Consider the following 12,688-nt stretch of genomic DNA (forward strand, 5'->3'; position numbering starts at 1 on the left):
GGAGAAATACGAAATCAAAAAGGCCATGAAGAATATCCAGGGATTATATGTAAACTAAAGCCCATGTTTAAGCCTTAAAAGCAGAACAGCGCAGCTATCCATTATGGACAGCTGCGCTGTTGTTTTCTATTCACTTTAAAACTCACTCAGAAACTTCCCCGCAATCTTCTCCCCCAACAGTGCACGGCCCAAATCATTGGGGTGCGTGCCATCGCCAACGGGGAAATAATATGACCGGTTAACCTTGTTAATGCCCAGTTTACGGTACAGATCCACAGCGGGGGTTTTATACGCTTTTGCAACCTCTATGAGCCCATCACCAAACTCATAAAGGTGCTTGCCGCCGGTGAAGGTCTTTTCGTCGCTGTCCTGGCTTGCATCAGGCCAGTAACGGTAGATCGGCGTGAGCAGCAGCACCTTGAGATTGGGATATGCCATCCAGAGCTTTTCCAGGGCGTACCGTGCAGCCCCCAAATATGTGGTAGTGTCTTTGGGGTCTTCGGCGTTATCCAGCGCGACTCCGCCTTGGACGTCGTTCGTCCCATATAGGACTGTCACATAGTCCACTTTGCTCCAGTCGATAGCTTTTAAAGTCGCCACGCGATTAGCTGCATAATTTGTGGTATGCCCTACTGCCGCTTCCTGCAACGTATAATTACCGGTCGAAATCGCATTTGCCAGCTGGTACATACTAAATGCGTCGTAATACTGGTCTGTGTGATGACTCATTCGGCAGCCTTCCATTCCCAAGTTGTGCACCGCCATGCCGGTCAGTCGGGCAATAACAGATGGATAATCTGCGGGCGGTGCAAACATACCCGTGATGCTGTCGCCCATGCAGACCAACGTCCTACCCTGCAGGCGACTGACTGGAATTTCAATATTTCCACTTATGTCTGGCTCCTGACCATTGATCGTAAAAAGCTTGGACTTCGCTTCGGAATAATAAACCGCACAGGACGGCGTCGACTCATAATGAAGCCTGTCTGTATACTCCGGGAATACCTGTTCCCCCGTAAATGAGCCGGATTGATTCAGGATGGGAGTATGTTCACTCCCCGCGTCCGCGTAATTGATATAAAGGTCTTTAAATCGTACTGTATAACCATTTACCAACTCGGAAATCTCTTTTCCCGCGTAATACTCTAATAGTACATCCGTCGTCGTCGCGGTAAACTCCCAGGAATTCAGCCTGGCATGATCAACTTCCGTGGTATTAATGATCGGATCGCTTTTGGTACCGTTGACAACACTGGCCAGCAGAAATCGCCCGAAATTCATCCCTGTGGTTGTGGAATCTGGCGTAAGCCCCGTTGTGTCAATATACAGTTTATATGCTTTTCCCACTTCCAGATCAGTGAACTTCATAGACCAGAAGACTTGATACCATCCGCTGGGCTTATTATTTACAATGCTGACAGTAAACTCATAAACGCCATTTGAATGGCTCTCAGTTAACCAGTGAAACGTTCTCCCCGCGCTGTCCATGTTCTTCACCGTATCGGAATAAATTCTATAATCGCACGTCTCGGATGAAACCAGTTTGACGCTGCCGATAGAAGAACCGGACAGCCGGCAGGGCGTTTGGCTGTAAAACGTCCAGTCAGACCCGCCACTCACAGGGATGTCCACGGTAACTTCTTTGGAACCGTCATACTCCCCCGCCACTGCCCCGGTAAAAGTCAGCTTGTTTGGATTCTTCAACGCTTGCGGCAGATTCGCCAGCGCATTATAATCAACTTGCTTGTCTCCATCCGTTGTGCGGATTTTTGTGATATATTCAGCCATCATCAATCACCCCTGTCAAAAATTAATACCCCATTCACATCTACGGAAGGGACAAGTTCCATATCCAACGCTCCGCTGGTCGTAACATTAGGTGCAATCGCAAAGACCAGTATCCCGGAAGCGTCCACCGACGGAGGTGTGAATTCCGGTCTTGGAATCACCCCGCCGTCCGCTGAAATAGCTGTTTCAGCATGTCCACTGGTAAAGTTTATGTATGCGCCAGGAAGTATCTTATTTTGTGCCTGCCAATTTCCACCACCGACCGCCATACCTCGCACCACCTTTCTCCTTGCGGAGGCTCCGTTTATTCCTCTTCATCTTCGCCGGCAAGCTTGTCTCCGGCCGCGTCCACGCTGCCCTTGCAGGCGGAAATGATCTTGGCCAAGAACGCTGGAACGGGCGCGCCCAGCTTGCCGGCGTTCTCAATGATGCTTCCCAGCTCGGTCAGGATATACCAGACCAGAACGATCGGGCACAGCAGCACGGAGTAATCCCATGGCAGGACGACCGCTGGGATGTTGTTGACAACCAGGCCAATCATCCAGTCTGCCAGCGCTGCGGCGATCACCGCGACAATCGCCCCAGTCTTGTGCCAGATACCATCGCGAGCAACGGCGCTGCTCCACTCCCCCGCCCGACAGGCGGCCGCGGATCCGGTGATGTAGTCGATCACCATGCAGGCGGCCCAGGCGACAACCAACCACCCAAACCAGCCCAGCCAGGCGGACAGGGCGGCACAGGCCGCAGTGATGGTTGTTTTGATTCCAAGCACAACATGTTCGTTCATAGTTGGTTCCCCCTAAAATCTATTTTACAGTTATCGTAAACAGCATTTTGCCATCCGCGTATACGCCCGTACTTTGACCGGGCTTTCCATTCGCCCGGATACCGAATATGTACTCATTTCCATTCTGGCGGCCCGTGAAGGTCTGCAACACCGCGCCATTTCCTACCGTGAACGCGGGCTTACTCGGGGATGTCAGCTTGACGTGGTAGCTGCTGCCGCGTGCAAGGGTAATATCTTGCGTGGTATCGCTTTCCACCCTTTGCACCCCTTCCAGAATGCTTTGATATGGAAAATCCTTCCCCGGACAGTTTGGCTTTGTAATTGGATTGATCTCGCAATGCCCCACGATATGCTTCCGGTCAACCGGAATGTCCACGCCATAAAGCTGCTTGATCTCTGCGATAATATGGCGGTGCAACTCTATACTGGCCGCAAGCTGCACCGCCGTCAGGGTGCCACAGCTTACACAAACGTGCTCAATGCTGATCGTATAAAGATTGGCGTTCACATGCCGGGTACGCACTACGCCGAGCTTGGAGCGCCCATAATACCGGTTATCCGTCACAGTATTCTGGTCCCATTGCTCCACGCCGCGCGGTCAAGTGCGACAAGCTGGTACACGGTGCCGTCCTTATCCACCACAAAGTGAGCTGACGCTTCCCGTGCGGGACTGCACAGAGTGGCAAGCGCGCCCGCCGCTGTGCTTCCGGCCGTGATGTGGTTCACTATGATGTCCGGCTTCCAACCGCCGCGGTCACTGAAGTTCGTGCTTGGACGTCGGATGATTTTCATTCGAAGTTTCCTCCTACTGACATAACAAAACAATCACCAGTGGTTCCATTACGGTTTACCCTAATTCGATAATTAAATCCCCACGAGGCGGCGGTCTTTATCGTGTTCGAAAAAAAGAATTTATTTCCGCTGGTAACAGCTTGTGTCACGTCCTCCCATGTAGGAGATGTATCATTTCCGTTATTGCAAGCTTCAATTGTAAGCGTCGCTCCCGTTGGAATTTGCCTGTTTACGCTCATTACTGCCTTCGTAATTATATCACTAGCAGAAAGTGCAACTTTTAACGTGATTTCAATTTCAGTCTCATTTTTTTGGAATGTGTAGGTTCTTATCACAGTGTCATTGGAGCTGTCAGTAGCGACGATTTCCAATGTATGCAATCCGTTTAAAAGCTTTACCCATTCCGCTGCGGTAATGTCGAACGAATAACTTTGCACGTCAGTTGTTGTAAATCTTCTTATTTGTACACCATCAATTTTCTCTACAACAGCGACCGTTCCACCGTCAGGGTCCGTTACTGTGTACGTCAGGCTAAAAGCTTCTGTTTTAAGTCCTAGATCACTATCGTTTCCACTGATTATTGGCGGCATGTTGTTGATGACGTTTCGGGTCTCGCTGGTTTTGTAATCAGATTCTGCGTCCATGCTGTCATATGCTTTGATGCGATAGGCAACGCTTGTCCAACCAAAAGTAATGGTATCCGTGTATGTACGGCTAATGCCTTTATACAGTTGAATCCATTCTCCGCCGTTGTATTGACGCTCTAAAATGTATCCGCTCAAATTGTTATCTTCATCTGTAGAAATTCCCCAGTTTATGGTTAGATTCGCGCCACCACGAACGATTCCCGGCACAGTTATTGTGGTTGGAATTGTTGGCGCATGATTAAAAATCAAGTGATATGCACCATCATTATCAGCAGAATCAGAAACCAATACAGAAGACGGCAAATTGCAAAGTGGACGAATTCCTCTATGACCACGATGCACCCACTGGTAATCCAAGTCATCTGGGGTAGTGGGGTTGAAATTATAAGTATAATTACTATCTGCCTCAGATTTGTATGCATCACGCAACCAATACCCAAACAAAGATGAAACATCAAGCTTAGTATATTCGCTCCTGCTTACACATTCAGGGGTAGGATAGGCACGTCGCGCTTCATTCGAATTAAACGCTGCCAGTTTCACACCACAAACCGCATCACCAGAAAGCCCTACTTCTGTACATGAAGCCAGAAAAATTTTATCAACAAATGTTTCTGTACCACCGCCATCGGTCCTTGATTTACCAACAGTAAGGGTAGTTGGCAATAGGGCGTTTTGCATGCCGACAGAGAATCCGTTTAAAAATCCGGCTTCTTGATCATAGTCATTAAAGTGATTCCATACGTTATCATCGTTTGGTGGAGCGTCCGCACTGTGTTGAGGAGAATACCATTCGCCTGCACCTTTAGAGCTATTCATCCATTGTCTAATATTAGAATGGATGTAACGATTATTGCCATAATCTCTGCGGTCGCTATTACTGTTAGAAGCTTCTTTTGCATCAATACATTTAACTGTTATTATTTTATCTGACATTAAAGTAATTGCCCCGGAAGAATAACCAGAGTGGTTTTTGTCTACGATCCGCCAAGTAATGGGTTTATCATAATAACGTGTTTCATTATCTTTTACAAGTGTATCAATAGGGAGATCACTTAATATTTTTGCCATTTTCCATTCTCCTTCATCAACATTCTATTCTTTGTTGTTCTTCGTTCCAAACACCCTTTACCAGAACGATTCCTGACAGTGAATCGAATGTCGTAAGAAACGGATTTCCAGTAATGTCGTTAAATATTGCATCTTCAATTCGGGCGACGCGGCTTTCCAGATTCATGATTTTTAACAATGCTTTCGTTACGTTTTCTGTGGCCTGTTCTGCTGTTTCTGCTCCTGTATCCCACAAAACTTTATCCTCTGCCGTTACGTGCATATCAATATTTTCGCTGTGAGCTATCAATCCGGAAATTGATGTATCGTGATTTTTCATTACTTTATCAATTGTGTTCATATTATCATTTTGAGTTTTGACATTATAAAAATCGTTCGGAAGTGGTTTTTCCAATTTATAATTACTCGTAAAATCTGGCATTATAAAAACACCTCGTTTCTTATCTGGTCATGGTTATGTAATGAAAGTTCCGTATGAGTATATCTGCTTATCATTTGATGGGTATTACGCATTAAATCAAAGTCTATTACAATATTTGCTGGCACAATACTATGAAGCATAATTTCTATATCGTCAAAATTATTTTTTGACGTTATAGAAATCCTAACAATTAATAGGTAATTTTCTGCATTAAGCTCTACCGTGTATTCTCCTTCACCACACAACGATGATAGTTGCTGACAAAGGGTAGTCATTGTAAAAGGGGCCTGTCTATTCAGCCAAGTCATAATTCTAAATCTACGTTCTTCTAAGGTGTTATTGTAAATCTTCGGAAGATTCAAAATTGTTTCCCAGCGTTGACAGCCATAGTCGGTCAAGCTATCTAAAAAGAAATCATTTGAAGCGCCCTGAACATCCTGCATTGCTTCTTGAAACTCCGGTTGTTCCGCACTGGCAATCTGGTCAAATTCGATCAAGTCTTGAAGATAGCGCGGCCAGTATTCTTTAAGTTCCATTCGTGACCTCCCCCAGAATAGGGATTGCATTTAGATCCAGGGTTATATTCGTTTTCTTTCCGTTGATTGCGGTCCCTGCTATATCTATAACACCAGCCACATTCAGTACCTTCGTTTCGATCTGGCTAATACGAACGACTATGCTGTCAGAATCAGCCCAGGAGCGGGACAGTTCGTCAAAGTAGACTTGGATCGTTGCCTTAACAGCGTCCTGAACAATGGACCAGGTAACGTCGGTATTGAAGGTCAGAGTAAAAGAAATGTCGATTGTGGTACCTGTGACACCCTCCACGGTAACAACATGGCCAATCGGCGCCAGTCCCACACCGGTTCCCTGGATTCCTACAGGATCAATTTCCTCTTGGACATACTCGACCAACTCAGACGATGGAACACCCCATTCACTGTCGACGACAATGATCTTGACCGTCCCGCCTCCGTTCCAGACAGGGATCACCTTTACAGCTCCTACGCCTTGAAGAAGCTCAACCTTGTTTTTATAGTCGGCAATGTTCCCGCCGAACGCTTGGGCTTCCAAAGAAGCGAAGTATCGCGCCCGAAGAGCGTCGTCAGTTTCCTCATCTTCGCCAGGGATCAAAATGTCAGCCAAACGTGCCGCTGTCAGGTCAGGGACGTAGTCGATCGGAAATAAAGTTCCGATATATTCATTTCCAACGTCACCAGCGGTTTCCGCTGTCAACCTGTATTGGCCGGCCGCGATTCGATCGGTAACAGTGAAGTTGATGTCTCCCCCGGAAAAGCGGGTCCCTATTTCTAAATCACAGCCCGACCCATCAGCTTCTTCAAAGTAGCCTTTTCGAATTGCATAGGTTGCCGCTGTCCGGAAGACGCTTCGTTCTCGGCACTTCTTTGTCAGATCATCGCCAGTTTCGGTGTCTGGAAAAGCCCGATCCAGAAGATAGGCAAGTTCAATATACATGATAGCCAGTTCGGTTGCTGCAGGCGCGATAGCATCATAGATGATTGACCCTTCACGTTTGTCGACCGAAGAAGACACGCGCGCCAGGCAGCGATCCATAATATTTTCGAAGGTCATGTTCTCATACACCGGTCGTCACCGTCCTTTTAATCGGAATTTCACCGAAGACCGTTTCAGCTGTAAAGGCAATGTTCACGGACCTTTTGTCAATCTGCTGGATTTTAAAGTCCACGACGTCGGTAATCCGGCTGTCCACCAGAAGGGCTTCGCGGATCACTCGTTTGATTTCACTTGAAAGCACCTGAAAACTTTTTCCGACTACCGTTTTCAGTTCCACTCCATAGTTCCAGGAATAAATCAAGAAGTCAAACCGTTCTGTCAGAAGGATTTTCAAAATTACTTGTTGCATGGCTTCTGTGCCGTCAACGAAGCCGGCCACACGACCGGCCTCCATATCCATCTTGTAGGTTCTGGTTGTCTGAGCAGCTGTCGGAGCGACTTCGACGGCTTGTCCGATCGTAACCGTCCCTGGATTTGGTATCAATGCCATAGGATCACATCCTTCCCAGAACCAGAAACGATTGTCCGCCATGATTTCGAAGAAGAACCACCTTATCGCCGATAGCAAGATCGAAGTAAACTTCGGTATTTGTTGTCAGGCCGGTCTTCTGCGTCTGAAACGACGCGATACCGTGCGTGTGTGGTCCAGTTCCGGCCGTTTGCGTGGAATGCTGTGGAATGGCGTGGTCATGCGGATCAATCGTGTGGGTATGAGTCGGATAATAGCCGGCCTTGAACTCTTTCATCAGGACAATCGCGTCCCCGGATATGTCGAAGCGGTTATCAACCCGGATCGTCAGCGGCGCCGCCGCTGTCACAGTTCCAAATAGAAAGGCCGCTGGAACCGTCACGTTTTGCGACTGTTCTGCGACCTTTTTCATTGTGTCAAGTAAAGCCATATCACACCACCTTCAATTTTAGGGTCATAGTTTCTTTTAACAAGTCGGCCGTGTGTTCCTCGACGATGAAGAAGGAACTGACGCCGATCCGGCCAATCCCGATATATAGAGCACAGCCGGCACGGACAGACAGGTCTAAGATCGCCTTCACTTCAAAAGATTTCTTCGGTTGGTTGTATAGTTCCAGCATTTGACTGCCGCGCTCCTTGATCTGCGCTTCGTTCAGCTTTTCGTCGACTGCTTCGTAGTCTTGAAGGACGCCCCAAAACGTCATGTTGTTCGAGTCCTGGAAAATATAGACGTCTCGCTTTCCGGTGGACTTGTTGTCCTGGACCAGCTTGATCTTATTGTAAGTTTCGGAATCTATATCCGTTTCATAGGTGAACCCTGTCGCCAGGCTTCCGTCACCGACGAACAGGTCCAGCTTCGACTTCGCGACGTCTGTGACCCGCAAGGACCCGAATTCGTCCCACAGGACGAACATTTTCCCGGTATTAATCAGGGTGTGGTCCAGTGCCTTCAGAACAATATCAAATAGGGTCTGGCCATCCTCAATCATAGATGGAATCGCATAGTCGGTGTTCTCCAGCACACCGCATTTCAGGCCAAAGTCGGCAGCAATCTGGGTCAGGATTTCGTCGGCGCGCTTGCCGTTGAAGACATAGGTTTCCTTGTTCTTCTTCAAATACCAGGTTTGGTCGTAGGCCGTGACCACAACCTGGTCCTTCTCATTTTGGCTGATCTTCACGACGTAACCATAGAAAAGTCCGTTGTTTCCGTCCTTCAGGGCGATAATGCCGCCATGGGACCAAACCACTTCAATGTTGGCGATCACAGTCAGTTCCAGGGACGCGGGGGAACCGGACCGCTTCGTCGACCACTTTGCAGCGGCGCAAAGGGACGTAATATCGAAAGCGTCGCCGACCACATTATTCTGATAGAAAATTGAAATGCTCATGGGATCGTTAAGACCTGACCTGCATAGATCAGGTTCGGGTTGCTTCCGATTACTCCTTTATTAGCATTGTAAATCTTCGTGTAGTCACTCCCTTTGCCATAGAACATCTTCGCAATATTCCATAGGCAATCCCCAGACTTCACGGTATAAGTTTTTGAGGTAGTCGATTCTGGTTTTCCCGTGCGCGCCGGCTCCTGAGCCTGGGCCGGCTTCGCCGGGTCAGTCGGAAGAATAATTCGGCGGGGCGAACAGTCCTTCCACTCTGATAGCTTAATTGAATAGTAGAAGTCCCCCAGCTCGCCGGAACGTTCTTCATAGTCGAAAGTTTCCACGCCCATTCGAAAGTTTATATCCAAGTCCGTTCCGGTGATCAGGAAGCGGAGCGGATTTTCCTTGTCACGCGCCTTCTGGATTGCCTGAACAATCTTGACCGGGTCCGTGATCCGGCTGGTGACATAGGGCGCGTTGTTTGCAGGGAAGAAACTGTCCCAGGCAACAGTCCGAAGACCTTTCTTCCGAAGGATTAAGACTTCTCCCAGGTTTAGGACGGTTGTCGTTTCGTTCTTTCCAGGGGAAGTCACTCTCAGTTGCTCTGGAAGAACGGGAATCGCGATTTCCCTTTCCTCAACAATTAGGGATATTCCGTAGTTTTTCATTACGCATACACCCCTTCAGCAGCAATGACAAATTCATCTTCCAATTTGCTTTCAATCCGGGTAACGACTTCGTCGACGTCAATCTTTTCGCTGATTTTCGCATCTACGGAAACGGTTGGTGTCAATGTGACAAAATTTTGGACATAGCGCATTTCGGCCACGTCCCGAAGGAATTTCAAGTCTTCTTCAGCGATGTTGATGTCACTATCAACTGATCCGACAGATCCAACACTGTCAACCGCACCGACATCGGTAACGCCAGCCCCAGCGGTGTCCCAGGCGGATGGTATTTTTTCCTCTGCGTCCTCTGCATTTTGTTCAGCCTTTTCGGCTTTCGCAGCCGCAATTTCTGCTTCACGCTGGGCCGTAGCTGCGCGCGCTTCGACCTTCATGGTGTTCAGGGCGGCGTCACGTTCGGCAATCTGAGTGTCTATCTTCTTCTGATAAGCAGCCAGGTCGGATGCTCTTGCTTGTTTCGCGGCTTCGTTTTCAAGTTGCGCCGTCGTTCCAAAAGTGACCTGGTCAATGAGATCAATACTGACACCTGGAATTTTATTGAGGGTGGAAACAAATCCATTTATAATGCCGATCGCTCCGTTGACCATGTTTTGAAGGATCGTCAAGACGCCAGCCTTCATGTCACCCATGAAGTTTTGAATATTCACCCCAGCTGTGTAAAATGCCAGTTGCAGCCGGTTCCACAGGTCCATGACCCAGTAAACGCCGGTGAAGAATCCGATCTTTACCCAGTCCCATGCGGTCAGTATCGCGTTGCAGACAATAAGCCAAGCGACTTTCAGACCGCCCACTGACTGAACCCATTTGTAAATTGCTGCTACAACAACACCTATTGCCAAAGCAATCCAAAATAAAGGATTTGTTAATAGAGTCGCAAAAAATGATTTTGCAGCGCCATCTGCAATCCATGTTGCAAGGGTCTGAATCCCGAGCGCCACCGCATAGCCAAGCACAGCTGCCGCTACTCCCCAGAAAATTGGAGCAATTGTGGTCCAATTCTCCTGTATATATTGACTTACTTCATTTGCTTTATCTACGATCCAAGCAAGAGCATTTACAATTGAGTCTAAAGCTAAACATAAATTACTGATGAAGTTTTCCATAGAACCAGAGGAAATAAATTTGTCCACCGCATTCATTAGGTTCATCACGCTGTTAGATAATTTACCTCCGATGACCTCACCCATATCTCCGATTTTATTCTGTAGTTGTTGAATTTTACCTGCTGGTGTATTTGCAAAAGACTCTGCCAGACCTCCCCAGGACTGATTTATGACATCCGTGATCACGGCGACTTTCTCCAAATCTGTGCCGTTTTCTATAATCTCTTTTTGAGCATCTGAAAGCGAAAAACCTTTTTTCCTTAAACCTTCATAGGCCCCATCCAATGCTTTGCCTAATTGTGTCGCATACTCAACCATCTGTGCAGGGTCCGCGCTTATACCACCCATACCAGCGGCGTAATTCGCAAGCGTTCCCATCATAGATTCCAGTGCATCAGCGTCTTTCAAGTAAGTTCCCAGCTCCGCCGCACCAGCAATATAGGCTTCATCACCAAAAGTGGTCTTCCCTTGTAGTTCAGAAGCTTTACTTCTAATTCTGTCAAAATCATTTTCGTCCATGCCAGCACTCTTCATAACAACCGCCAGTTGAACCTCGGCAGTGTATTGTGTGCTGAACAGTTCCGTCGCCTGCTTTATGGCTCCAACAATTTTTGCTACTGAAAAGGCGGCAATTGCCTTCTTTATCACACCTTCAACCCGTGACCAGGCATCTTCAACGGCATTGGCTCCGTCTCCAGCTTCTCGTTGTTTGCTGATGAAGGACTGTAACTTCTTCTGGGCACGATCGATCAGGCCGGAACCTCTTTCAAAATTCTGGCCTGGATCCACGCTCCGCGTCGACGCGTCAGCAGCCTGGGCCGCACGATCCATTTTCTTAAAGGCGGACGCGATTTTGTTCAGTTTGCTTGTCATTCTGTCCTGGATGGACATACTGGTCGATACGCCGGCCATTGGTCGTCACCGTCCTTTCTTTCCCTTCCGCTTCGCCTTCGCTGCTTCCTTCTTTTCCTTTTCGATTTGAAGGTCAATGGAAGCATAAATAAAGGCCCGTTCCCGAAGAGGAAGGGCCATAAGTTGTCCGGGAAGGATTTTCAGCCGGTGGAGGGCGTAATGAGCATAGACCGATTCGCCGTCGGCTTCCGCATCATTTCCGCCCCCCGTGATCAGTTTTTTGCTTCATCCCTCGTTTCGTTGATGTCCTCCGTAAATCCGTTCACTTCCTGAACAGCCAGAAGAAGATCAATGAACTGGCCTGGTTTCAGGAGAACGTCGATCAGGGCTTCCGCGCCACGGACACCGTACTTCGCCTGAAGATCAGCATCTTTCAGGTTCGGGTCCACGCAACACGCCACAACAAGGCGGTTGTTGTAGAGGTCCTGATCTGTTTCGGTCTGCTTCTGGTGAGTCTTCTTCTCAAAAGTGGCCTTTTGACAGCTCTTTCGAATTGCCTTGTTCTCGCCCTCGGTGATCGACTTGATTGTAAAAGGGACGGGAAACTGGCTGATCTGAACTTCGGTCGTGACCTCACCGGCTTCCTCCTGGCTCATAAGAAATTCTTGTAATTTACCCATTATCGTTTACCTCTCTTTCTATTAGAACTTGGTGAAGGGCGTCAAAATATCGAAGTCTTCAAAGGTAAAATCGACATCTTCGTCCAACGGATCATCGCTGTCGCCGTCCAACTTTGCCAGAACAACAGAATCCAGGTTACAACCGATCAGAAGTGTTGATTGCTTCCCAGCCTGGGATTCCTGGTCGTCGTTCTCGATGACCAGATCAAAATAAATGTCGGCGCCGGTGTCTTTCCAGGACTTCACCATATTTCGGAAAAGAGGCGTCAGGTAATAGAGGGTCATAGATCCCGTTCCGTTGCCGCCGGTAGTCTTGTGGCCGGTCATACGCTTTCCGATCGCCTTTACCTCTGACTTCGATTTCTCAACAGACGCTTCAATGGTCTTTACAAAGAACAGTTCTTCATTGTTGCCGTTTATCTTTGCGTAAGCGCGTCCCTCCTTGCCGGAGATGGTGTCAGGCGCATTCAGAGTTTTCAT

16 protein-coding genes are annotated in these 12,688 nt (G+C 48.0%); all 16 read right to left on the minus strand.

Translation table 11 applies throughout. The annotated features are described in order from the left end of the window. Nucleotides 1-135: 135 nt before the first annotated feature. Nucleotides 136-1,788 (minus strand): SGNH/GDSL hydrolase family protein, encoded by a 1,653-nt coding sequence (locus BN2106_RS10755; RefSeq protein ID WP_050698596.1) that lies wholly within the window; start codon nt 1,786-1,788, stop codon nt 136-138. Nucleotides 1,789-1,790: 2 nt separating this feature from the next. Next, complete coding sequence (locus BN2106_RS10760; protein ID WP_050698597.1) at nt 1,791-2,057, minus strand: hypothetical protein; 267 nt, start codon at nt 2,055-2,057, stop codon at nt 1,791-1,793. A 35-nt stretch (nt 2,058-2,092) separates the two neighbouring features. Beyond that, nucleotides 2,093-2,575 (minus strand): phage holin family protein, encoded by a 483-nt coding sequence (locus BN2106_RS10765; protein WP_050698598.1) that lies wholly within the window; start codon nt 2,573-2,575, stop codon nt 2,093-2,095. Nucleotides 2,576-2,594: 19 nt separating this feature from the next. After that, nucleotides 2,595-3,140 (minus strand): N-acetylmuramoyl-L-alanine amidase, encoded by a 546-nt coding sequence (locus tag BN2106_RS10770; RefSeq protein ID WP_050698599.1) that lies wholly within the window; start codon nt 3,138-3,140, stop codon nt 2,595-2,597. After that, complete coding sequence (locus tag BN2106_RS10775; RefSeq protein ID WP_050698600.1) at nt 3,137-3,367, minus strand: N-acetylmuramoyl-L-alanine amidase; 231 nt, start codon at nt 3,365-3,367, stop codon at nt 3,137-3,139. The genes BN2106_RS10770 and BN2106_RS10775 overlap by 4 nt, the downstream gene beginning before the upstream one ends. Further along, nucleotides 3,364-5,085, minus strand: a complete 1,722-nt coding sequence (locus BN2106_RS10780; protein WP_050698601.1) for a DUF6273 domain-containing protein — start codon at nt 5,083-5,085, stop codon at nt 3,364-3,366. Before BN2106_RS10780 ends, BN2106_RS10775 begins: the two co-directional genes overlap by 4 nt. A gap of 16 nt (nt 5,086-5,101) precedes the next feature. Beyond that, entirely contained in the window at nt 5,102-5,506 is a 405-nt protein-coding gene (locus BN2106_RS10785) for a hypothetical protein (RefSeq protein WP_050698602.1), read from the minus strand. Next, nucleotides 5,506-6,042 (minus strand): putative phage tail protein, encoded by a 537-nt coding sequence (locus tag BN2106_RS10790; RefSeq protein ID WP_050698603.1) that lies wholly within the window; start codon nt 6,040-6,042, stop codon nt 5,506-5,508. The genes BN2106_RS10785 and BN2106_RS10790 overlap by 1 nt, the downstream gene beginning before the upstream one ends. After that, nucleotides 6,032-7,099 (minus strand): baseplate J/gp47 family protein, encoded by a 1,068-nt coding sequence (locus tag BN2106_RS10795; protein ID WP_242846312.1) that lies wholly within the window; start codon nt 7,097-7,099, stop codon nt 6,032-6,034. Before BN2106_RS10795 ends, BN2106_RS10790 begins: the two co-directional genes overlap by 11 nt. Nucleotides 7,100-7,103: 4 nt before the next feature. After that, nucleotides 7,104-7,532, minus strand: a complete 429-nt coding sequence (locus BN2106_RS10800) for a DUF2634 domain-containing protein (protein ID WP_082236471.1) — start codon at nt 7,530-7,532, stop codon at nt 7,104-7,106. A 4-nt stretch (nt 7,533-7,536) separates the two neighbouring features. Next, nucleotides 7,537-7,941 carry a DUF2577 domain-containing protein gene (locus BN2106_RS10805; RefSeq protein ID WP_050698605.1) on the minus strand — a complete coding sequence of 135 codons (405 nt, stop codon included), beginning with the start codon at nt 7,939-7,941 and terminating at the stop codon, nt 7,537-7,539. 1 nt (nt 7,942) lies between these two features. Further along, on the minus strand, nt 7,943-8,899 hold the full coding sequence (locus tag BN2106_RS10810) for an XkdQ/YqbQ family protein (protein WP_050698606.1): 957 nt from the start codon (nt 8,897-8,899) through the stop codon (nt 7,943-7,945). Next, nucleotides 8,896-9,555, minus strand: coding sequence for a LysM peptidoglycan-binding domain-containing protein (locus tag BN2106_RS10815; RefSeq protein WP_050698607.1), 660 nt, complete (start codon nt 9,553-9,555; stop codon nt 8,896-8,898). Before BN2106_RS10815 ends, BN2106_RS10810 begins: the two co-directional genes overlap by 4 nt. Further along, a complete protein-coding gene (locus tag BN2106_RS10820) occupies nt 9,555-11,588 on the minus strand; it encodes a phage tail tape measure protein (protein WP_050698608.1) in 2,034 nt (677 codons plus the stop codon). Before BN2106_RS10820 ends, BN2106_RS10815 begins: the two co-directional genes overlap by 1 nt. 212 nt (nt 11,589-11,800) lie before the next feature. Then, nucleotides 11,801-12,208, minus strand: coding sequence for a phage tail assembly chaperone (locus BN2106_RS10825; RefSeq protein ID WP_050698609.1), 408 nt, complete (start codon nt 12,206-12,208; stop codon nt 11,801-11,803). A gap of 21 nt (nt 12,209-12,229) precedes the next feature. Continuing rightward, entirely contained in the window at nt 12,230-12,688 is a 459-nt protein-coding gene (locus BN2106_RS10830) for a phage tail tube protein (protein WP_050698610.1), read from the minus strand.

Origin of the sequence: Anaeromassilibacillus senegalensis (assembly GCF_001261775.1) — a bacterium.
In the GTDB taxonomy this organism is placed as follows: Bacteria; Bacillota; Clostridia; order Oscillospirales; family Acutalibacteraceae; genus Anaeromassilibacillus; species Anaeromassilibacillus senegalensis.